The sequence below is a fragment of the Maritimibacter sp. genome (assembly GCF_016774595.1).
Classification (GTDB): domain Bacteria; phylum Pseudomonadota; class Alphaproteobacteria; order Rhodobacterales; family Rhodobacteraceae; genus Maritimibacter; species Maritimibacter alkaliphilus.
Genome location: NZ_JACBWT010000001.1, coordinates 294,364 through 315,137, shown reverse-complemented (window position 1 = coordinate 315,137; position 20,774 = coordinate 294,364). Strand labels below are relative to the sequence as shown.

At 64.1% G+C, this 20,774-nt stretch carries 26 protein-coding genes; 25 read left to right on the top strand and 1 reads right to left on the bottom strand.

Annotated elements, in window-relative coordinates:
- The first annotated feature begins 30 nt into the window (after positions 1 to 30).
- The 10 genes from HOY44_RS01655 (at position 31) to nuoF (ending at position 7,716) form a co-directional block, all read left to right on the top strand.
- Positions 31 to 396, top strand: coding sequence for an NADH-quinone oxidoreductase subunit A (locus HOY44_RS01655; RefSeq protein WP_008327895.1), 366 nt, complete (start codon positions 31 to 33; stop codon positions 394 to 396).
- Positions 396 to 920: a NuoB/complex I 20 kDa subunit family protein gene (locus HOY44_RS01650; protein ID WP_008327896.1), complete on the top strand. Its 525-nt coding sequence runs from the start codon at positions 396 to 398 to the stop codon at positions 918 to 920. Before HOY44_RS01655 ends, HOY44_RS01650 begins: the two co-directional genes overlap by 1 nt.
- A 2-nt stretch (positions 921 to 922) precedes the next feature.
- Positions 923 to 1,537, top strand: coding sequence for an NADH-quinone oxidoreductase subunit C (locus tag HOY44_RS01645; RefSeq protein WP_138422864.1), 615 nt, complete (start codon positions 923 to 925; stop codon positions 1,535 to 1,537).
- Between the two features lies 1 nt (position 1,538).
- The gene (locus tag HOY44_RS01640; RefSeq protein WP_287432657.1) at positions 1,539 to 2,399 is read left to right on the top strand and encodes a sulfotransferase; all 861 of its coding nucleotides are present in this window, start codon (positions 1,539 to 1,541) and stop codon (positions 2,397 to 2,399) included.
- The gene (locus HOY44_RS01635; protein ID WP_008327911.1) at positions 2,396 to 3,619 is read left to right on the top strand and encodes an NADH-quinone oxidoreductase subunit D; all 1,224 of its coding nucleotides are present in this window, start codon (positions 2,396 to 2,398) and stop codon (positions 3,617 to 3,619) included. Before HOY44_RS01640 ends, HOY44_RS01635 begins: the two co-directional genes overlap by 4 nt.
- A complete protein-coding gene (locus HOY44_RS01630) occupies positions 3,619 to 3,885 on the top strand; it encodes a hypothetical protein (protein ID WP_008327913.1) in 267 nt (88 codons plus the stop codon). Before HOY44_RS01635 ends, HOY44_RS01630 begins: the two co-directional genes overlap by 1 nt.
- Complete coding sequence (locus tag HOY44_RS01625) at positions 3,885 to 5,156, top strand: NADH-quinone oxidoreductase subunit E (protein ID WP_287432656.1); 1,272 nt, start codon at positions 3,885 to 3,887, stop codon at positions 5,154 to 5,156. The genes HOY44_RS01630 and HOY44_RS01625 overlap by 1 nt, the downstream gene beginning before the upstream one ends.
- A 112-nt stretch (positions 5,157 to 5,268) precedes the next feature.
- Positions 5,269 to 6,165, top strand: a complete 897-nt coding sequence (locus HOY44_RS01620) for a helix-hairpin-helix domain-containing protein (protein ID WP_287432655.1) — start codon at positions 5,269 to 5,271, stop codon at positions 6,163 to 6,165.
- Between the two features lie 15 nt (positions 6,166 to 6,180).
- Positions 6,181 to 6,408, top strand: a complete 228-nt coding sequence (locus HOY44_RS01615) for a DUF5337 domain-containing protein (protein ID WP_008327917.1) — start codon at positions 6,181 to 6,183, stop codon at positions 6,406 to 6,408.
- Between the two features lie 6 nt (positions 6,409 to 6,414).
- Complete coding sequence (gene nuoF, locus HOY44_RS01610; protein WP_287432654.1) at positions 6,415 to 7,716, top strand: NADH-quinone oxidoreductase subunit NuoF; 1,302 nt, start codon at positions 6,415 to 6,417, stop codon at positions 7,714 to 7,716.
- 81 nt (positions 7,717 to 7,797) lie between these two features.
- Here the strand turns inward: nuoF and HOY44_RS01605 are convergent, their stop codons facing one another.
- Positions 7,798 to 7,983: a hypothetical protein gene (locus HOY44_RS01605; RefSeq protein ID WP_008327919.1), complete on the bottom strand. Its 186-nt coding sequence runs from the start codon at positions 7,981 to 7,983 to the stop codon at positions 7,798 to 7,800.
- A 78-nt stretch (positions 7,984 to 8,061) separates the two neighbouring features.
- Here HOY44_RS01605 and HOY44_RS01600 point away from each other — a divergent pair, with 78 nt between their 5' ends.
- From HOY44_RS01600 to nuoN, 15 genes are all read left to right on the top strand, one after another.
- The gene (locus tag HOY44_RS01600; protein ID WP_287432652.1) at positions 8,062 to 8,562 is read left to right on the top strand and encodes a DUF3291 domain-containing protein; all 501 of its coding nucleotides are present in this window, start codon (positions 8,062 to 8,064) and stop codon (positions 8,560 to 8,562) included.
- Positions 8,559 to 8,972 carry a hypothetical protein gene (locus HOY44_RS01595; RefSeq protein ID WP_287432650.1) on the top strand — a complete coding sequence of 138 codons (414 nt, stop codon included), beginning with the start codon at positions 8,559 to 8,561 and terminating at the stop codon, positions 8,970 to 8,972. Before HOY44_RS01600 ends, HOY44_RS01595 begins: the two co-directional genes overlap by 4 nt.
- 56 nt (positions 8,973 to 9,028) lie before the next feature.
- Positions 9,029 to 11,053 carry an NADH-quinone oxidoreductase subunit NuoG gene (gene nuoG / locus HOY44_RS01590; protein ID WP_287432648.1) on the top strand — a complete coding sequence of 675 codons (2,025 nt, stop codon included), beginning with the start codon at positions 9,029 to 9,031 and terminating at the stop codon, positions 11,051 to 11,053.
- The gene (locus tag HOY44_RS01585; protein WP_502710678.1) at positions 11,050 to 11,472 is read left to right on the top strand and encodes a YNQ4 family lipoprotein; all 423 of its coding nucleotides are present in this window, start codon (positions 11,050 to 11,052) and stop codon (positions 11,470 to 11,472) included. The genes nuoG and HOY44_RS01585 overlap by 4 nt, the downstream gene beginning before the upstream one ends.
- Before the next feature lie 8 nt (positions 11,473 to 11,480).
- Positions 11,481 to 12,518, top strand: coding sequence for an NADH-quinone oxidoreductase subunit NuoH (gene nuoH, locus HOY44_RS01580; RefSeq protein WP_008327927.1), 1,038 nt, complete (start codon positions 11,481 to 11,483; stop codon positions 12,516 to 12,518).
- A gap of 3 nt (positions 12,519 to 12,521) precedes the next feature.
- Positions 12,522 to 13,016, top strand: a complete 495-nt coding sequence (gene nuoI, locus HOY44_RS01575) for an NADH-quinone oxidoreductase subunit NuoI (RefSeq protein WP_008327928.1) — start codon at positions 12,522 to 12,524, stop codon at positions 13,014 to 13,016.
- Between the two features lie 14 nt (positions 13,017 to 13,030).
- Positions 13,031 to 13,438 carry a DUF4259 domain-containing protein gene (locus tag HOY44_RS01570; protein ID WP_287432645.1) on the top strand — a complete coding sequence of 136 codons (408 nt, stop codon included), beginning with the start codon at positions 13,031 to 13,033 and terminating at the stop codon, positions 13,436 to 13,438.
- Positions 13,435 to 13,851 (top strand): carboxymuconolactone decarboxylase family protein, encoded by a 417-nt coding sequence (locus tag HOY44_RS01565; RefSeq protein ID WP_008327933.1) that lies wholly within the window; start codon positions 13,435 to 13,437, stop codon positions 13,849 to 13,851. The genes HOY44_RS01570 and HOY44_RS01565 overlap by 4 nt, the downstream gene beginning before the upstream one ends.
- Positions 13,848 to 14,462 carry an NADH-quinone oxidoreductase subunit J gene (locus HOY44_RS01560; protein WP_008327935.1) on the top strand — a complete coding sequence of 205 codons (615 nt, stop codon included), beginning with the start codon at positions 13,848 to 13,850 and terminating at the stop codon, positions 14,460 to 14,462. The genes HOY44_RS01565 and HOY44_RS01560 overlap by 4 nt, the downstream gene beginning before the upstream one ends.
- Entirely contained in the window at positions 14,459 to 14,845 is a 387-nt protein-coding gene (locus tag HOY44_RS01555; protein ID WP_287432640.1) for a hypothetical protein, read from the top strand. Before HOY44_RS01560 ends, HOY44_RS01555 begins: the two co-directional genes overlap by 4 nt.
- Positions 14,827 to 15,204 carry a hypothetical protein gene (locus HOY44_RS01550; RefSeq protein ID WP_287432638.1) on the top strand — a complete coding sequence of 126 codons (378 nt, stop codon included), beginning with the start codon at positions 14,827 to 14,829 and terminating at the stop codon, positions 15,202 to 15,204. The genes HOY44_RS01555 and HOY44_RS01550 overlap by 19 nt, the downstream gene beginning before the upstream one ends.
- 80 nt (positions 15,205 to 15,284) lie before the next feature.
- Positions 15,285 to 15,590, top strand: a complete 306-nt coding sequence (gene nuoK / locus HOY44_RS01545) for an NADH-quinone oxidoreductase subunit NuoK (protein WP_040884267.1) — start codon at positions 15,285 to 15,287, stop codon at positions 15,588 to 15,590.
- A 5-nt stretch (positions 15,591 to 15,595) separates the two neighbouring features.
- Positions 15,596 to 17,707, top strand: coding sequence for an NADH-quinone oxidoreductase subunit L (gene nuoL, locus HOY44_RS01540; protein ID WP_287432635.1), 2,112 nt, complete (start codon positions 15,596 to 15,598; stop codon positions 17,705 to 17,707).
- Positions 17,707 to 19,260, top strand: a complete 1,554-nt coding sequence (locus HOY44_RS01535) for an NADH-quinone oxidoreductase subunit M (RefSeq protein ID WP_287432633.1) — start codon at positions 17,707 to 17,709, stop codon at positions 19,258 to 19,260. Before nuoL ends, HOY44_RS01535 begins: the two co-directional genes overlap by 1 nt.
- Before the next feature lie 12 nt (positions 19,261 to 19,272).
- Positions 19,273 to 20,709 carry an NADH-quinone oxidoreductase subunit NuoN gene (gene nuoN, locus HOY44_RS01530; protein ID WP_008327952.1) on the top strand — a complete coding sequence of 479 codons (1,437 nt, stop codon included), beginning with the start codon at positions 19,273 to 19,275 and terminating at the stop codon, positions 20,707 to 20,709.
- Positions 20,710 to 20,774: the final 65 nt, after the last annotated feature.

Below are 20,774 nucleotides of genomic sequence, written 5' to 3'. Positions count from 1 at the left end.
ATCTGAAACGGCCCGAACAAAGGAGCCAACGTGGAAGACCTTCTTCGTGAATACCTCCCCATCGTGATTTTCCTCGCCGTTGCCGTCGGCCTTGGCCTCGTCCTCGTGCTTGCGGCTGCCGTGCTCGCGGTCCGTCACCCGGACCCGGAAAAGGTGTCGGCCTACGAATGCGGGTTCAACGCCTTCGACGACGCGCGGATGAAATTCGATGTGCGGTTTTACCTCGTCTCGATCCTGTTCATCATTTTCGACCTCGAGATCGCATTCCTGTTTCCCTGGGCGGTGGCCTTCAAGGATGTCGGGATGATCGGGTTCTGGTCGATGATGGTGTTCCTTGCGGTCCTGACCATCGGCTTTGCCTATGAATGGAAGAAGGGAGCACTCGAATGGGAGTGATGACCGGCGCCAACACCGCGGGCGGCGATCGCGAAGTCGCGACGCGCCAGCTGTCGGACGAGTTGCAGGACAAGGGTTTCCTGCTGACCACGACCGACGACATCATCAACTGGGCGCGCACCGGCTCGCTCCACTGGATGACCTTCGGTCTGGCCTGCTGCGCGGTCGAGATGATGCAATCGTCCATGCCGCGTTATGACCTTGAGCGTTACGGGACCGCGCCGCGCGCCTCGCCGCGCCAGTCGGACCTGATGATCGTCGCGGGCACGCTCACCAACAAGATGGCCCCGGCGCTGCGCAAGGTCTACGACCAGATGCCCGAGCCGCGTTATGTGATCTCGATGGGGTCCTGCGCGAACGGCGGCGGGTATTATCACTACTCCTATTCGGTGGTGCGGGGCTGTGACCGCGTGGTGCCCGTGGACGTCTACGTTCCCGGCTGTCCGCCCTCCGCCGAGGCGCTGGTTTACGGCATCCTTCAGCTTCAACGCAAAATCCGCCGCACCGGCACGATCGTGAGGTAACGATGGCAGACGACGCACTGAACGAGCTGGGCGCGCTGATCGAAGTCAAGCAGATGGACGTGGTCGTGGGGTGGGAGGTCGCCTTTGGCGAACTGACCGTCACCGTGCGGCCCGAGGCGCTGATCGGCTTTGTCGAATTCCTCAAGACCGACCGGGGTTGCCGGTTCTCGACGCTGGTGGACATCACGGCGGTCGACTACCCGGAGCGCGAGGCGCGGTTCGACGTGGTCTATCACTTCCTGTCGATGTACCAGAACCACCGCATCCGCGTGAAGGCGGCGGTCGAGGAGCGCGAGATGGTGCCGTCCATCGTGACCGTCTATCCGGCCGCCAACTGGTTCGAGCGCGAGATCTTCGATATGTTCGGGATCATCTTCAAGGGCCACCCCGACCTGCGCCGCATCCTGACCGACTACGGTTTCCGCGGCCACCCGCTGCGCAAGGATTTCCCGACGACCGGCTTTACCGAAGTGCGCTACGACGAGGTCGAGAAGCGCGTGGTCTACGAGCCGGTGTCGCTGGTTCAGGAATACCGCCAGTTCGACTTCATGTCGCCGTGGGAAGGCGCGGAATACGTGCTGCCGGGCGACGAGAAGGCGGACGGGGCCAAAGGCTGACGTGAGCACCCAGACCCTCATATACTGCGTCGGCGCGGCCAAGGCCGGGACCAGTTGGTTGTTCGATTACCTCTACAACCACCCGGAGACCTATTTCCCGACCGTGAAGGAGCTGAACTACTGGAATTCGGTCGCGATGGGCGCGGGCGAATTCTATCGTGGCGAGCTTGCACGGCGGAAGGGCGAGATCGCCGCGCGCCATGCGGTGACGCGGGATGAGGATATCCACGCCTATCAGCTGCAAAGCATGGCGGATATCGAGGAATGGCTCGTCACCTTCGACGGCAAGACCCGCGACGACAAAGCCTATCTCGGCTTCATCGGGGCCGGGCTGCGCGACGCCAAGCTGGTGGGGGATTTCTCGCCCGGCTACGCGCTGCTTGGGCCTGAGTGGTTCGCCGAGATGGCCAAGAGCCATGAGAACGTGAAATTCCTTTACCTGCTGCGCGAGCCCGTGGATCGGCTCTGGTCGCATTTCCGCATGAACGCGGGCGGGGACGAAGCCGCGGCGACCTCGATGGTCGACGGTTACCTGTCCGGCGGGGAAGAGAACGTCGCGCGCCGGTCGAACTACCGCCGCACGGTCAAGCGGCTGATGCAAGCGGTGCCTCAGGACCGGCTTCACGTCGAGCTTTACGAACGTCTCTTCACCGAAGAGGCGCTTGAGAAGATGTGCGATTTCCTTGGGATCGAGATGATCCCGGCCGATTTCGGCAAGCGGGTGCATGGCTCACCCGAAGCGGGGCTCGACCCCGCGCGGCGGGCGCGGCTGCAATCCGCGCTGAAACCGCAATACAACTTCATCGAACGCTACATGGGCGCGGTGCCCGTGGAGTGGCAGGAAAGAATGGTGGCGGCATGATGGACGGCTCCAAGGGATTTCAGGACGCCGAGACCGGCGAACAGCAGATCCGCAACTTCAACATCAACTTCGGGCCTCAGCACCCGGCCGCGCACGGCGTGCTGCGTCTGGTTCTGGAACTGGACGGCGAGATCGTGGAACGCTGCGACCCGCATATCGGGCTGCTTCACCGCGGCACCGAGAAGCTGATGGAAAGCCGGACCTACCTTCAGAACCTGCCGTATTTCGATCGGCTCGACTATGTCGGCACGATGAACCAGGAACATGCCTGGTGCCTCGTGATCGAAAAGCTCTGCGGTGTCGAAGTGCCGCGCCGCGCCTCGCTCATCCGGGTGCTGTATTCCGAGATCGGGCGCATCCTCAACCACCTGCTGAATGTCACGACGCAGGCGATGGACGTGGGCGCGCTGACCCCGCCGCTTTGGGGTTTCGAAGAGCGTGAAAAGCTCATGATCTTCTACGAGCGTGCCTCGGGCGCGCGCCTACACGCGGCCTATTTTCGCCCCGGCGGCGTGCATCAGGATCTGCCACCGAAGCTGATCGACGATATCGAAGCCTGGTGCCACGAATTCCCGGCCGTGCTCGACGACATCGACGGGCTGCTGACCGAGAACCGGGTGTTCAAGCAGCGCAACGTCGACATCGGCGTCATCACCGAGGAAGAGATCCTCGACTGGGGCTATTCCGGCGTCATGGTGCGCGGGTCCGGCTTTGCATGGGATCTGCGCCGCTCGCAGCCTTACGAGTGCTATGACGAGTTCGACTTCAAGGTCTGCATCGGCAAGAACGGCGACTGCTACGACCGCTACCTCGTCCGTATGGCCGAGATGCGCGAGAGCGTGAAGATCATGCTTCAGGCCATCGAAAAGCTGCGGGCACCCGAAGGGCAGGGCGACGTGCTGGCCCGTGGCAAGCTGACGCCGCCCAAGCGCGCCGACATGAAGACCTCGATGGAGGCGCTCATCCATCACTTCAAGCTCTACACCGAGGGCTTCCACGTCCCGGCGGGCGAGGTCTATTGCGCGGTGGAAGCGCCCAAGGGCGAATTCGGCGTCTACCTCGTGTCCGACGGCACCAACAAACCCTACCGCGCCAAGCTGCGCGCCCCCGGCTATCTGCACCTGCAATCGATGGATCACGTCGCGAGCGGGCACCAACTGGCCGACGTCGCCGCCATCATCGGCACCATGGATATCGTTTTCGGAGAGGTCGACCGCTGATGCGTTTCGCCTTGGCCATACTCGTCTGGACCGTGCCAGCCATCGGGGTCGCTGATGCGTCGAACCCGTGGCCGGCCGTTTTCGAGATGATGGAAGCCAAGGATTGCATGGCGAGCGAAGAGGAAATCATAGCGGTCCTGACGGACGAAGGCGTCGATAGCTGGACGCGGAATATCATGATCGCGAACGCAGGCGAGTCCGGAACCTTCTCGCATGACCGGGAGAGCGGAACCTACACCCTGCATAAAACGGAGAAGTGCACCTAATGCTGCGCCGTCTGCACCACGAACAGCCCGCGTCTTTCGCCTTCACGCCTGACAATCAGGCCTGGGCGGAAGCGCAGATGACCAAATACCCGGAAGGGCGGCAGGCGTCCGCCATCATCCCGCTCCTGTGGCGCGCGCAGGAGCAGGAAGGCTGGCTGACCAAGCCCGCGATCGAGGGCGTGGCCGACATGCTCGGCATGGAATACATTCGCGCGCTGGAAGTCGCGACCTTCTACTTCATGTTCCAGCTGCAACCGGTTGGGTCCGTTGCGCATTTTCAGATCTGCGGGACGACCTCCTGCATGATTATGGGCGCCGAAGACCTGATCGCGGTCTGCAAGGAAAAGATCGCGCCGAACCCGCATGAACTTTCGGCGGACGGCAAGTTTTCGTGGGAAGAGGTCGAATGCCTCGGCTCCTGCGCGAATGCGCCCATGGCCCAGATCGGCAAGGATTATTACGAGGATCTGACGACCGAGAGCTTCGGTGACCTGATCGACCGCATGGGTGCGGGCGAGGTGCCTGTGCCGGGTCCGCAGAACGGGCGTTATGCCTCCGAACCTGCGGGTGGGCTGACGAGCCTCAAGGACCATGAGGCGAACAAGAACCCCGCGAACGCGTCGGTCGCGCTGGCGACGGACATCGGCGACACGCTCAAGCGCATCGACGGGACCGAGGTGCCGCTCACCGCGCCGTGGCAGGGCGAAGGCCGCAAGGTCGCCGTCAAGGCACGCAAGACGGTCAAGTCGCCGGGGGATGCCCAGGCGGCCATGTCCGACGCGAACGAGACCGCCAAGCCCAAGGCCAAGGCCACCGGCAAGCCCGCCGAGACGACCGACGCGGGTGCGGCCAAGACGACGACCGGCAAGGCGGACGACGCGAAAGCGGCCAAGGGGGGCGACGCGCCCTCGAAAACGGATGCTCCGGCCATGACCGCCGGATCGGACGCGCCGGGCGCGACCGGAACGCCCGCATCCGGCCCGGGCACGAAGCCCCGCACGATGAAAGCGCCGCTCAAGTCGGGCGCCGACGATCTGAAGGCGATCAAGGGCGTCGGTCCCAAGCTCGAAACCATGCTGAACGGCATGGGGTTCTATCACTACGACCAGATCGCCAAGTGGTCGGGCGAAGAAATCGCCTGGGTCGACCAGAACCTCGAAGGGTTCAAGGGCCGCGTCAGCCGCGACAACTGGGTCGAACAGGCCAAGACACTCGCCGAAGGTGGCGAAACCGAATTCTCGAAGAAAGTGAAGAAAGGCGACGTCTACTGAGGCGTCGGTTCAAGCATGAGGTTGGCAGGGGACATAAGACGAAAGTCTGCGGCACAAGACCGCGGGTCCGTTGCTATGGGTGAAACCCTCAACTGCAACAGGGAATTGGGAAATGGCAAATAACGACGGCGGCCTGTTTTCGTGCCGCAATACCTGCTGGATCGTCGGGGGGCTGCTTGGCCTCGTGGTGCTTCTGCTCATCAACAGCCCGTGGATCGTGGCGATCATCGTGGGCCTCGTGGTCGCGGTGGCCGTGGCGCTGATCCTGCAACGGCTGTTCTGTTCGGACGTTCCGGCGTCCTCCGGCATGGGGACCAGTGCGCCTGCCAGTGCGGCGGCGACATCGACCACCGAACCGGCGGCGGCAGCGGCGAGTTCCGCAGGCACCGGCGACATGGACGCGGCGGCGGCCAAGCCCGCGCCTGCCGAAAAGGCTTCGGCCAAAGCGCAAGCCGCCGAGGATGCACCGGGGACCGAGACGGTGGCGGACGAAACCGCTGCGCCCGCAGACGCGCAGGAGGCCGAGCCTTCGCCGGACCCGATCATCAAGCCGTCCACCGCGCTTCCGGGTCAGCGTGAGCTGGAAGCCAAGAAGGGCGACTGGAAATACGAGAAAAAGCCTGCGGCGAAACCGGTGGCCAAGACCAAGACCGCCAAGACCTCCAAGGCCGAAACCGCGAAACCGGCGGCAGCCCCCGTGGCGGCGGGCGAAGGCCCGGAATTGCTCGACGGACCCAAGGGCGGCGTGGCCGACGACCTCAAGCTCATCAAGGGCGTGGGGCCGGGGATCGAGAAGAAGCTGCATGATGCGGGCGTCTACCACTACGACCAGATCGCCCAGTGGACCGATGCCGACATCGCGGTGATGGACGACAAGCTGTCGTTCCGGGGCCGCATCAAGCGCGACGACTGGATCACGCAGGCCAGACAACTCGCCTCGGGCGAACAAACGGAATTCTCGAAACGGGCGTCCTCATCGGGGCTCTACGACGAGAACAAGAAGAAGTAAGGCCAGGTGCACGCGATGAGCACGGGTGAGGACGGACTGGAACGCAAACGGCAGGGGCGGCTGGCCACTGTCGCGATCCTCGCGTCCGCCCTCGGCTTCATGGGGCTGACATGGCTTGGGGAAACCCTCGGCTGGTCGAACCGTGTGCTCGGCCTCATCGGGCTTGCCGCCATGGCGGGCTTCGCATTCGGACTGATCGTGGCCATCCGGCTTTTGCTGGATGGTCGCAACACCAAAGGATAGACAGGCATGCTGAAAGATCAGGATCGGATCTTCACCAACCTCTACGGGATGCACGACCGGACCTTGAAGGGCGCGCAGATGCGTGGCCATTGGGACGGGACCGCCGGCATCATCCAAAAGGGGCGTGACTGGATCGTCGACCAGATGAAAGCCTCGGGTCTTCGGGGCCGGGGCGGCGCGGGCTTCCCCACGGGTCTCAAGTGGTCTTTCATGCCGAAAGAGTCGGACGGGCGCCCCGCCTATCTCGTCGTCAACGCCGACGAATCCGAGCCGGGCACCTGCAAGGACCGCGAGATCATGCGCCACGATCCGCACACGCTGATCGAGGGGTGCCTGATCGCGTCTTTCGCGATGAACGCGCATGCCTGCTACATCTACATTCGCGGCGAATACATCCGCGAGCGCGAGGCGCTGCAAACGGCCATCGACGAGGCTTATGACGCGGGGCTCCTCGGCAAGAACGCGGCTGGCTCCGGCTGGGACTTCGACCTCTACCTGCACCACGGGGCAGGCGCCTATATCTGCGGCGAGGAAACCGCGCTGCTCGAGTCGCTGGAAGGCAAAAAGGGGATGCCGCGCATGAAGCCGCCGTTCCCGGCAGGCGCGGGTCTTTACGGCTGCCCGACCACGGTGAACAACGTCGAAAGCATCGCGGTGGTCCCGACCATCCTGCGGCGCGGGCCGGAATGGTTCGCGAGCTTCGGCCGCAAGAACAACGAAGGCACCAAGCTTTTCGCCGTGTCCGGTCACGTGAACAACCCCTGCGTCGTCGAAGAGGCGATGTCGATCTCGTTCGAGGAACTGATCGAAACGCATTGCGGCGGCATTCGCGGCGGCTGGGACAACCTGCTCGCGGTCATCCCCGGCGGGTCGTCCGTGCCCTGCGTGCGTGGCGAGAAGATGAAAGACGCCGTGATGGACTTCGACTACCTGCGCGGCGAGCTCGGCTCGGGCCTCGGCACCGCGGCGGTGATCGTGATGGACAAGTCGACCGACATCGTGAAAGCGATCTGGCGGCTGTCCAAGTTCTACAAGCACGAAAGCTGCGGCCAGTGCACGCCCTGCCGCGAAGGCACCGGCTGGATGATGCGCGTCATGGACCGTCTGGTGCGCGGCGAGGCCGAGTTGGAAGAGATCGACATGCTGTTCGATGTGACCAAGCAGGTCGAGGGCCACACGATCTGCGCGCTTGGCGATGCGGCGGCATGGCCCATTCAAGGCCTGATCCGCAACTTCCGCGAAGAGATCGAGGACCGCATCAAGGCGCAGAAGTCGGGCCGTATCTCGGCAGCGGTGGCGGCGGAGTAACGGCGTGATGCGGGTGGCGCATAACGGGCCGATGCGGCGAGGGACCGGGCGGGAAAACCGCGCGGCCCATCGTCCTGCGCGTCAGTCGGTATTCGTCACCTTATCGATGTTCTCGCGGTCCGTTTTCGGCATACCTTCGGAGATGTCGTCCGAGGTCTCTTCGGTTTTCTCGCGGCCCGCGTCGCCGGTTTCGATGAATTTCTCGGTCTGGTCCTCGGCGATTTCCGCGCCTTTCTCAAGATCGGTCGGTTTGACTTTGTCGGACATGGGATGGTCCTCCTTTCCGCTCAAACGCGGCACCGGGGGTCTCGGTTCCGCGCCTGCGACAATGGCGGGAGGTGCGGCATGACGCGTGAAGGTCTGCATCTGGCCGAGTTGAACGTGGGGCGTCTCGTCGCCGACACCGAAGATCCGCGTGTCGCCGAGTTCATGAGCGCGCTCGACCGTGCGAACGGCATGGGCAAGCGGATGCCGGGCTTCGTGTGGATGATGGAAGGCTCGGGCGAGCCGGGGACCGGTAACACCGAGGCCAAGATCGGCGGCGACCCGCGCTTCGTGTCGAACCTGACGGTGTGGGAGAACGTCGAAAGCCTTGAGCATTTCGTGTTCAACACGGTGCACAAGCAATTCTACGACCGCCGCGCCGAGTGGTTCGAACTGATGACCGACCAGCACTTCGTGATGTGGTGGGTGCCGATTGGTCACCAGCCCACGCTCGACGAGGCGCTGGACCGGCTCGAGGCGCGCAAGCGCGATGGCGACAGCGACGCGGCCTTTGGCTGGGCGTGGCTGAAAGAGGCGACGCTTCACGAAACCAAATCCTGCGCGGGGGTGGCGGCGGAATGATCCGGGTATCGCATATCGCAATGCTGATCGCCGCCATGGCGTTGTCGGGCTGCGGGATGCTGAACCGTGTGTCGGCGCGGGCGGCGCCGGAGCGCCCGGCGGAGGCCATCGGCTCGGCGGCGCAGGACGTGGACCGCTTCACCTCGGGCGGGGCGGATTACACGGTCGAATATCGCAGCCACGGGTTGTGGCGCGATGCCATGGGCAATGCGGGGGCCGATGCCGGTGCGCCGCAGATCACGGTCGGGCGGGCCGACGGCACGCCGCTGACCGAAGACGACATTCTGGCGGCGCGCGGCGTCGCCAAGGCCTATTGCGCCGAGAACCCGCAGTTCCGGCGTGACACGATCTTCGGCGACGGGGTCGTGGTGGAGGACGGGAAGGTGATCTTCTCGGAAATCTGCGACTAGGGCCGAACGGGAAATGACAAGCGCCGGGGCAGCCCGGCAGGATGAGTGAGAGACGCATGAGCGATCTGAAGAAAATCGTCATCGACGGGAACGAGGTCGAGGTGGACGGGGCGATGACCCTGATCCAGGCCTGCGAGGAAGCCGGGATCGAAATTCCCCGGTTCTGCTATCACGAGCGCCTGTCGATCGCGGGCAACTGCCGCATGTGTCTGGTCGAGGTCGTGGGCGGCCCGCCCAAACCCGCCGCCTCCTGCGCGATGCAGGTGAAAGACCTGCGTCCGGGGCCGGAAGGCCAGCCGCCGGTCGTCAAGACCAACAGCCCGATGGTCAAGAAGGCCCGCGAAGGGGTGATGGAGTTCCTGCTCATCAACCACCCGCTCGACTGCCCGATCTGCGATCAGGGCGGCGAATGCGACCTTCAGGATCAGGCGATGGCGTATGGCGTCGACTTCTCGCGCTACCGCGAACCCAAGCGCGCGACCGAGGATCTGGACCTCGGCCCGCTGGTGTCGACCCAGATGACCCGCTGCATTTCCTGCACCCGCTGCGTGCGTTTCACGACCGAGGTCGCGGGCATTCACCAGATGGGTCAGACGGGGCGCGGCGAGGATGCCGAGATCACCAGTTACCTGAACGAAACGCTGGATTCGAACCTTCAGGGCAACATCATCGACCTGTGCCCGGTGGGCGCGCTGACGTCGAAGCCCTATGCATATCAGGCCCGTCCGTGGGAGCTGACCAAGACCGAAACCATCGACGTGATGGATGCGCTCGGGTCGAACATCCGGGTCGACACCAAGGGGCGCGAAGTCATGCGCATCCTGCCGCGCAACCATGACGGCGTGAACGAAGAGTGGATTTCCGACAAGACCCGCTTCGTGTGGGACGGTCTGCGCCGCCAGCGGCTCGACAAGCCCTATGTGCGCAAGAACGGCAAACTCACCCCGGTCGAATGGCCCGAGGCGCTGTCGGCGGCGGCCGAGGCCATGAAGGGCAAGAAGGTCACGGGTCTGATCGGCGATCTCGCCTCGACCGAAGCGGCCTTCAGCCTCAAGCAACTCATCGAGGGGCAGGGCGGCACGGTCGAATGCCGTGTGGACGGGGCCAAGCTGCCCGCCGGCAACCGCTCGGCCTATGTCGGCACCGCGACGATCGAAGACATCGACAGTGCCGAGATGATCCAACTCATCGGCACCAACCCGCGTGACGAGGCGCCGGTTCTGAACGCGCGTATCCGCAAGGCGTGGCTGCGCGGCGCGACGGTCGGCTATGTCGGCGTGCCGGGTGTGGACCTGACCTATGACTACGTGCAGGTCGGCGACGACCGCGTGGCCGTCGAGGAACTGTCGTCCAAGACCATTTCGGACGCGACCAAGGCCAAGAACACGCTTGTGATCGTGGGCATGGGCGCACTGAACGAGGCGGACGGCGAGGCGGTTCTGTCGCACGCCATGAAGCTCGCTGAGAACACCAACGGCAAACTGCTGGTCCTGCACACCGCTGCGGGCCGGGTCGGCGCAATGGACGTGGGCGCGACCACCGAGGGTGGCATCAAGGCCGCGACCGAGGGGGCCGAGGTCATCTTCAACATGGGCGCGGACGAGGTCGAAATCGACGCGGGCGCGACCGTGATCTACATGGGCAGCCACGGCGACCGTGGGGCGCACCGTGCCGACATCATCCTGCCCTCGGCTGCCTACACCGAAGAGTCGGGCCTGTTCGTGAACACCGAAGGCCGCCCGCAACTGGCGCTGCGCGCCGCCTTCCCGCCGGGTCAGGCCAAGGAAAACTGGGCCGTCCTGCGTGCGCTGTCCGCCGAACTGGGGGCCACGCAGCCGTGGGACACGCAGGCCGGCCTACGCCGCGCCATGGTGGAAGCGGTGCCGCATCTGGGCGCGGTCGACGTGGTGGCCGAGAACGACTGGCAACCGCTGGCGCTTGGGAAACTCGGTAAGGCGTCGTTCCGTCCGATCGTCGCGGATCACTACCTGACGAACCCCATCGCGCGGGCGTCGGCGGTGATGGCCGAACTGTCCGCGAACGCTAAGGCACGCGGGTCGCAAAAGGTGGCCGCCGAGTGATCCGCACCATCGCATATGGCACGCTGGCTCTGGCCGCGCTGACCGCCTGTTCCGAACAGGTGGAGGTCAGCCGTGCCGTGGCGAGCGCGCAGGCGGCGACCACGCCGTATCAGCCGGAATACCTCGATATCGGGACAAGGCTGCTCGACGGCGACCTCGTCGCCTTCGACGTCAAGATGAAGGGGGCCCGCAACAATCAGGATGTTGCGGACTATGCCCAATGCGCCGCCTCGCAATATGCGTTGATCCGGGGATACGGATTTGCGCGTCACGTGCGAACTGCGGTGGATAAACGCGGCGAAGTGTGGGAAGGGGACGCGACTTACGTGATCTCCGATGCGCTTCCCGATGGGTTGGCCAAGATCGACGCCGAAGTGGCGGTCGCGGCTTGCAAGGAAAACGGAATACCGACGATCTGAGGCGACAGATGTACGAATTTTTCACGACGACCAATCTGGGGATTGCGCTGACGATCGTGGGGCAGGTGCTCCTGATCGTGGTGCCGCTTCTGGTCGCGCTGGCCTTCCTGCTCTACTACGACCGCAAGGTCTGGGCGGCGGTTCAGATGCGCCGCGGCCCGAACGTGGTGGGCGCTTTCGGCCTGCTGCAAAGCTTCGCGGACTTCCTGAAGTATGTGCTCAAGGAAATCGTGGTGCCGGCGGGGGCGGACAAGTTCGTCTTCTTCCTCGCCCCGATGCTGTCCTTCGTGCTCGCCATGGTGGCCTGGGCCGTGATCCCGTTCAACGACCGCTGGGTTCTGGCGGATGTGAACGTCGCGATCCTGTTCGTTTTCGCCGTCTCTTCGCTCGAGGTGTACGGCGTCATTATGGGCGGCTGGGCGTCGAACTCCAAATACCCGTTCCTCGGCTCGCTCCGCTCCGCCGCGCAGATGATTTCCTACGAGGTCTCCATCGGCCTCATCATCATCGGCGTCATCATCTCGACCGGGTCGATGAACTTCGGTGACATCGTGCGCGCGCAGGACGGGGCGGGGCTCTTTAGCTGGTACTGGCTGCCACACTTCCCGATGGTGTTCCTGTTCCTGATCTCGGCCATGGCGGAAACCAACCGCCCGCCCTTCGATCTGCCGGAAGCGGAATCGGAACTCGTTGCGGGCTATCAGGTGGAATACTCCTCCACCCCGTTCCTTCTGTTCATGATCGGGGAATACGTGGCCATCGTGCTGATGTGCACGCTCGTCTCGATCCTGTTCTTCGGGGGCTGGCTGTCGCCCATCGAGGCGATCCCGGACGGAGCGCTCTGGCTCATCCTCAAGATCTTCTTCTTCTTCACGATCTTCGCGATGGTGAAGGCGATCACCCCGCGCTACCGCTACGACCAGCTTATGCGGATCGGCTGGAAAGTGTTCCTGCCCCTGTCGCTGATCTGGGTCGTTCTGGTGGCCTTCTTTGCTCAATACGGCGCGTTCTGGGGCACCTACGCGCGCTGGACCGTGGGAGGCTGACGCATGGCTAACATCGACTACACCCGCGCCGCCAAATACTTTCTGCTGACCGACTGGATCAAAGGGTTCCAGCTGGGCATCAAGTATTTCTTCAAGCCCAAGGCGACGCTGAACTACCCGCATGAAAAGGGGCCGCTTTCCCCCCGGTTCCGTGGCGAACACGCGCTGCGCCGCTATCCCAACGGCGAAGAACGCTGCATCGCCTGCAAGCTGTGCGAGGCGATCTGCCCGGCGCAGGCCATCACAATCGACGCCGAACCGCGTGAGGACGGCAGCCGCCGCACCACGCGCTACGATATCGACATGACGAAATGCATCTACTGCGGCTTCTGTCAGGAAGCCTGCCCGGTGGACGCCATCGTCGAGGGTCCGAACTTCGAATTCGCGACCGAAACCCGCGAGGAGCTGTTCTACGACAAGGACAAGCTTCTGGACAACGGCGAGCGTTGGGAAGCCGAGATTGCGCGCAATCTCGAACTCGACGCGCCCTATCGGTAAGGGGGCGGCGGCGCATGGGCGCGAGCGGTGCAAATTTGTTCGAGGATGACGCCTCGATGGACTGGCTGGAGGGCTATCGCGCCTCCGGGGCCGGTGCCGTCGCGTCCGCGCTCGACACCGCCGCCGGGACGCCCGTGACCGACTACCTCGACATGGATCAGGGCGCGGCGGCGCGGGCGGCGGCGGAAGTCGTGGCCGTGGCGCATGGCGCGTTTCCGTCGGGGATGTCGCAGGACCGTCTGGACCTGCTCAACGCCCACGGGTCCGACGTCCGGGCCATGGAAAGCATAAAGTCCCGCGCCACGTCGGCGCTGGATCGGTTGATTTCGGAGAACTCCGAGCTTCACGAGGTGTGGATGGACAGCGACGCCCAGTCCGACTGGGTCGCGGCCATGAACGATTTGCGGCGGAGGCTCCGATGAGCGATTTCACCAAGACATACGCGCGGATGATGGAGCAGGGCACGGCGATGCTCAAAGCCTTCAATCCGATGCTCGAGGATTTCACGCCCGAAGGGTTCGACAAGCTCTGGCCGACCATGCCCCGCGACTGGATGGAGGCGATGTTCGGCAATTCGTTCAATCCCGACGGGCTGGACGCGAAGACCCGGCTGATGGTCCTTCTGGGCGGTCTGGTCGCCACGGGGGCGACGCAGGACAGCCAGATCAAATACACGGTGCGTCACCTGATGGAGGCGGGCGCCACGCAGAAAGAAATTGGGGAAGTCATCTACCAGATGTCGATGCTGGGTGGACTTCCGGCGATGAACCACGCGCTCGAACTGGCCCAGGAGGTCTATGACGCGCAGAAAGACGACGAGGAGGGGGACGCATGACCGTCGCCGATTTCGCATTCTACGCCTTCGCGGTCACGACGCTGGTGGGCGGGCTGTTCACCGTTCTGGCCCGCAACCCGGTCCACTCCGTGCTGTGGCTCATCATGGCCTTCATCGGGTCGGCGGGGCTGTTCGTTGTGCTGGGGGCCGAATTCCTCGCCATGCTTCTGATGATCGTCTACGTCGGCGCGGTCGCCGTGCTGTTCCTGTTCGTGGTCATGATGCTGGACGTGGATTTCGCGGAGCTGAAGGCGGGCATGGCGAAATACATGCCGCTCGCGCTGCTGATCGCGGTCGTGCTGCTCATGCAGATGGGCATGATCTATGGCACCTGGCAGTTCGCGGACGGGGCCGAAGCCGCACGCCGCGCGGTCACGCCGGACATGACCGAAGTCGAGAATACCGCCGCACTGGGTCAGCTGATCTACGACGATTATTTCCTTCTGTTCCAACTGTCCGGGCTGGTCCTGCTGGTCGCCATGATCGGCGCCATCGTCCTGACCCTGCGCCACCGCAAGGACATCAAGCGGCAGGACGTGCTCGCCCAGATGTACCGCGATCCGGCCAAGGCGCTGGAGCTTGTCGACGTGAAGCCGGGGCAGGGGCTTTGATCCGCGCCGCGCTCATATCCTTCGCGCTGGCCGGGGCGCCCGTCGCCGCAGTGGCCGAAGCGCCGCCGATGCCGTCCTGTTCGGCAGGCGGATACGAATGGCATCTGAGCAGCATTTTCGGTGGCGGCCTGATCCACGCCCTGCGCGTGGCCGGGTCGGGGGCCGAAACGGAATACGTCATCGCCTGCACGGCGGGCCGCGCGGTCGAGGCGACCCGCGTCGGCACCGAATACGGCGTGCTCTACGATCTCGCCCAAGGCATGTCGGCATCGGCCGAACGCTACACGCTGGACGACCTTGCCAAGTTCACGCGGGAATCCGGGTGGCAGGCCAAGGTGGTCAACTTCGACAAGGGGGCTTGCGTGTGCAAGCTGGGGTTCTGAACATGGCGCGGCTGACCCATATCGCGGCCCTGATGCTGACACTGGCGGCCACCGGCGCGCAGGCGGCGTCCTGCACGGATGGGGGCAGCACGTACACCTCCGTCGAACGGATCAGCGCGCATGTCGTCTACGCCGAAGACGGCGCGCGGGCGATTATCGCCGTGTGCAGCATGGACATGGCGGTCGAGGCCACGGACCCCGGCGGCGCGGAATACCCGGCACGCGACTTTGCGGCGGGGCTGAACCCGAACAACGCGGATTACGACCTGACGGAACTGGCAAGCCTCATGCGCTCCATGGGGCTCGAGGCGCAGACGACGCCGTTCAGCAGCAAGGGCTGCGTCTGCGCGGCACAATAGGGCGGCGCCCCGGCAAGAGAATGGACCCCGCAGGGGGCCCGAACGAAGACAAACCAAGGGCAAAGGCCCAGAGGGACAAGATGGTTGGACTTGAACATTACCTGGGACTGGCGGGGGCACTCTTCGTCATCGGCATCTTCGGTCTTTTCCTGAACCGTAAGAACGTCATCATCCTGCTCATGTCGATCGAGTTGATGCTGCTCTCGGTCAACATCAACCTCGTCGCCTTTTCCTCTTACCTCGGGGACATGGTCGGGCAAGTCTTCACGCTGTTCGTCCTGACGGTCGCCGCGGCAGAAGCCGCCATCGGCCTTGCCATTCTGGTCTCGTTCTTCCGTAACCGCGGCACCATCGCGGTCGAAGACGTCAACGTGATGAAAGGCTGACGCTCATGGTCACGATCATCCTCTTCGCGCCGCTGATCGGCGCCATCATCGCGGGCTTCGGCCACCGGATCATCGGGGACAAGGGCGCTCAGGTTCTGACGACCGGGCTTCTGTTCCTCGCGGCCCTTCTGTCGTGGATCGTGTTCCTGACCCATGACCCGGCGAACACCGAGCATGTGCAGATCCTGCGCTGGGTCGAAAGCGGGACGCTCAGCACCGACTGGTCGATCCGGCTCGACCGCCTGACCTCGATCATGCTGATCGTGGTCACCACGGTCTCGTCGCTCGTGCACCTGTATTCCATGGGCTACATGGCGCATGATCCGCAGTTCGAGGGCGAAAGCTATCGCCCCCGGTTCTTCGCCTATCTCAGCTTCTTCACCTTCGCGATGCTGATGCTGGTGACCTCGGACAACCTGCTCCAGATGTTCTTCGGGTGGGAGGGCGTCGGCGTCGCCTCGTACCTTCTGATCGGGTTCTATTATCGCAAGCCAAGCGCCAACGCTGCGGCGATCAAGGCCTTTGTGGTCAACCGCGTGGGCGACTTCGGCTTCGCGCTCGGCATCTTCGGGCTGTTCTTCCTGACCGATAGCATCCGTTTCGACGAGGTCTTCGCCGCCGCGCCGGGCCTTGCCGAAACCTCGATCACCTTCCTTTGGCGCGATTGGAACGCGGCCAATCTCATCGCCTTCCTGCTCTTCGTCGGCGCGATGGGGAAATCGGCGCAGCTGTTCCTGCACACATGGCTGCCGGACGCGATGGAAGGTCCGACCCCGGTGTCGGCGCTCATCCACGCCGCGACCATGGTGACCGCGGGCGTCTTCCTCGTCTGCCGCATGTCGCCGGTAATGGAATACGCGCCCGCCGCGACCAACTTCATCGTCTATATCGGGGCCTTCACCGCCTTCTTCGCGGCGACCGTGGGCCTTGTGCAGAACGACATCAAACGGGTGATCGCCTATTCGACCTGTTCGCAGCTCGGCTACATGTTCGTGGCGGCGGGCGTCGGCGCCTATCCGGTGGCCATGTTCCACCTGCTGACCCACGCCTTCTTCAAGGCGATGCTGTTCCTTGGCGCAGGCTCGGTCATCCACGGGATGCACCATGAGCAGGACATGCGGAACTACGGCGGGCTGCGCACCAAGCTGCCGCTCACGTTCTGGGCCATGCTAATCGGCACGCTCGCCATCACCGGCGTCGGCATCCCGCTGACCGCCATCGGCTTCGCGGGCTTCCTGTCGAAAGACGCGATCATCGAGGTGGCCTTTGCGGGCACGGACGGTGGCATCGCCTTCTGGCTGCTCGTCATCGCGGCGCTGTTCACCAGCTTCTACTCGTGGCGGCTCATGTTCCTGACCTTCTGGGGCAAGCCGCGCGGCGACAAGCACACCCATGACCACGCGCATGAAAGCCCGGCGGTCATGACGATCCCGCTCGGCGTGCTCGCCATCGGCGCGGTGTTCTCGGGCATGGTGTTCTACAACTCGTTCTTCTACGACCACGACCGGATGAACGCCTTCTTCGGCCTGCCGGAGCATCACGCGGAAGCCACCGAGCACGGCGAAGAAGCCGCAGCCGGCGACCACGGCGAAGAGGCCGCGACGGATGACGCCGCGCATGGCGACGAGGCGACGGATCACGCCATGGCCGACAGCCACGCCGCACCGCATGGGGCCGTCTACTTCGGTCCCGACAACACGGTGATCGACGACGCGCACCATGTGCCCACGTGGGTCAAGGTCTCGCCCTTCATCGCGATGCTGCTCGGTCTGGCCACGGCATACTGGTTCTACATCGTGAACCCGTCGCTGCCGAAACGGCTCGCCGCGACGCAGCCGCATCTCTACCAGTTCCTGCTGAACAAGTGGTATTTCGACGAGATCTACGACTTCCTCTTCGTGCGGCCCGCCAAGGCCATCGGCCGCTTCCTGTGGAAGCGCGGTGACGGGGCGACCATCGACGGGGCGATCAACGGCGTGTCGATGGGGATCATTCCCTTCTTCACCAAGCTCGCGGGCCGCTGGCAGTCGGGCTACCTGTTCACCTACGCCTTCGCGATGGTGCTCGGCATCGTCGCCTTCGTGACACTCATGACGCTGACCGGCGGTGCGAACTGATGAACAACCTGCTTTCGATCATTACCTTCCTGCCGCTGGTGGCAGCCCTCATCCTCGCGCTGTTCCTGCGCGGAGACGATCCGGCGGCCCAACGCAACGCGAAATGGCTGGCACTTGCCGCGACCACGGCGACCTTCCTGATCTCGCTCGGCGTGCTCTTCGGCTTCGACCCGTCCGACACGGGCTTTCAGTTCGTGGAGGAAGCCGACTGGCTCATGGGGCTTCAGTACAAGATGGGCGTCGACGGGATCAGCGTGCTCTTCGTCATGCTGACCACCTTCCTGATGCCGCTCACCATCGCGGCCTGCTGGAACGTGACGACGCGGGTGAAGGAATACATGATCGCCTTCCTCGTGCTTGAAACGCTCATGCTGGGCGTGTTCATGGCGCTGGACCTCGTGCTGTTCTACCTGTTCTTCGAGGCGGGCCTCATTCCGATGTTCCTCATCATCGGCATCTGGGGCGGCAAGAACCGGATCTACGCCGCGTTCAAGTTCTTCCTCTACACCTTCCTCGGGTCCGTCCTGATGCTGGTCGCGATGGTCTATATGTTCATGGAGGCCGGGACGACCGACATCCCGACCCTGCTGAACCACGCCTTCGATTCCACCACCATGCGCGTGCTCGGCATCACCGTGACGGGCGGGGCGCAGACGCTGCTGTTCGTCGCCTTCTTCGCGAGCTTCGCGGTGAAGATGCCGATGTGGCCGGTGCACACATGGCTGCCCGACGCGCACGTTCAGGCGCCAACGGCGGGCTCGGTCGTGCTGGCGGCGATCCTTCTGAAGATGGGCGGCTACGGTTTCCTCCGGTTCAGCCTGCCGATGTTCCCGGTCGGCTCCGACGTGATGGCGACCTTCGTGCTTTGGCTGTCGGCCATCGCGATCGTCTACACCTCGCTCGTCGCGCTGGTGCAGGAGGATATGAAGAAGCTGATCGCTTATTCCTCCGTCGCGCATATGGGCTATGTCACCGCGGGTATCTTCGCGGCCAACCAGCAGGGGATCGACGGCGCGATTTTCCAGATGATCTCGCACGGCTTCATCTCGGGCGCGCTCTTCCTGTGCGTCGGCGTGATCTACGACCGGATGCACACGCGTGAGATCGACGCTTACGGCGGCCTCGTGAACCGGATGCCGGCCTATGCGCTGGTGTTCATGTTCTTCACTATGGCGAACGTGGGCCTTCCGGGCACCTCGGGCTTCGTCGGTGAATTCCTGACGCTTGTCGGCATGTTCCAGGCTAACACCTGGGTCGCCGCCGTTGCGACCTCCGGCGTGATCCTGTCGGCGGCCTATGCGCTTTGGCTTTACCGCCGCGTGGTCATGGGCGATCTCATCAAGGAAAGCCTCAAGGCGATCAGCGACATGAGCCGCCGCGAGAAATGGATCTTCGCGCCGCTCGTCGCGATGACCCTTCTGCTCGGCGTCTACCCGAGTCTCGTCACCGACATCATCGGCCCCTCGGTCGAAAACCTTCTGAACCACTACGAAGCCGCGCTTCCCGCGGTGGACGACGCCGCCACGGAAGTGGCTCAGGCAGCAGCGCATTGAGGACGTGAGAGTATGGCAACCGATCTTCAAACCATCCTGCCGGAACTGATCCTCGCGGTTTACGCGATGCTGGCGCTCGTCGGCGCGGTCTATACCGGCAAGGACAACCTCACCGGCCCGATCACATGGCTGACCGCCGGTCTCATGGCGGTTCTGGCGCTCTGGATCGGGACCGGCAGCGCCGGGTCGACGCAGGCCTTCGGCGGCATGTTCCTGTCCGATGCCTATGCCCGCTTCGCCAAGGTCGCGATCCTGATCGCCGGGGCGGCGGTGCTTCTGTCCGGGCAGGAAGCCGTGGCGCGGCGCGGGCTGGGCCGCTTCGAATATCCGCTTCTCATCGCGCTCGCGACGGTCGGTATGATGATGATGGTCTCGGCGGGCGACCTCATGTCGCTATACCTCGGTCTCGAGCTGCAATCGCTCGCGCTCTACGTGGTCGCGGCGATGAACCGCGACAGCGTGAAATCGACGGAAGCGGGCATGAAATACTTCGTGCTGGGCGCGCTGTCCTCGGGCCTTTTGCTCTATGGCGCGTCGCTCACCTATGGCTATGCCGGCACGACGCTGTTCTCGGGCATCATCGGCGCGGCGACGGGCGGCGAGATCAGCCTCGGCCTTCTCATCGGTCTGGTGTTCGTCTCGGCGGGTCTTGCGTTCAAGATCTCGGCTGTGCCGTTCCATATGTGGACGCCGGACGTCTACGAAGGCGCGCCGACACCCGTCACCGCCTTCTTCGCCACCGCGCCGAAGCTGGCTGCCATGGGCCTCTTCGCCCGTGTGCTGTTCGACGCCTTCGGCGGCGCGGTCGGCGACTGGCAGCAGATCATCTCGCTCATGGCGATCCTGTCGATGGCGCTGGGGGCGGTGGCCGCCATCGGCCAGACCAACATCAAACGCCTGATGGCCTATTCGTCGATCTCCCACATGGGCTTCGCGCTCATGGGCCTGTCGGCGGGCACCGCGCTTGGCGTGCAGGCGATGCTGGTCTACATGGCGATCTACCTGACCATGAACGTCGGCACCTTCGCCTTCATCATGTCGATGGAGCGGGACGGAAAGCCGGTCACGGAAATCGCATCGCTGAACCAATTCGCCAAGGGCGAGCCGCTCAAGGCTCTGGCGATGCTGGTTCTGTTGTTCTCGCTTGCGGGCGTGCCGCCCATGGTCGGGTTCTTCGGGAAGCTCTACGTGCTTCAGGCCGCCGTGGACGCGGGCCTGACGTGGCTGGCCATCGGGGGCGTCATCGCCTCGGTCATCTCGGCGTTCTACTATCTGCGCATCGTCTATTTCATGTATTTCGGCCAGACCGAAGGGCAGGCGCAGGCGCCGATGTCGCCCGCGGCCTGGGTCGCGCTCATGGGGTCGGCGGCGATCATGGTGCTGGGGGTCGTGAACCTCTTCGGCATCGAAACCGCCGCCGCGCAGGCCGCGCAGGCGCTGGTCAACTGAGCCGGCATTGCCTGATCGCAATATCCGGGGCCTGTGGGAAGTGACCCACGGGCCCCGTCTTTATC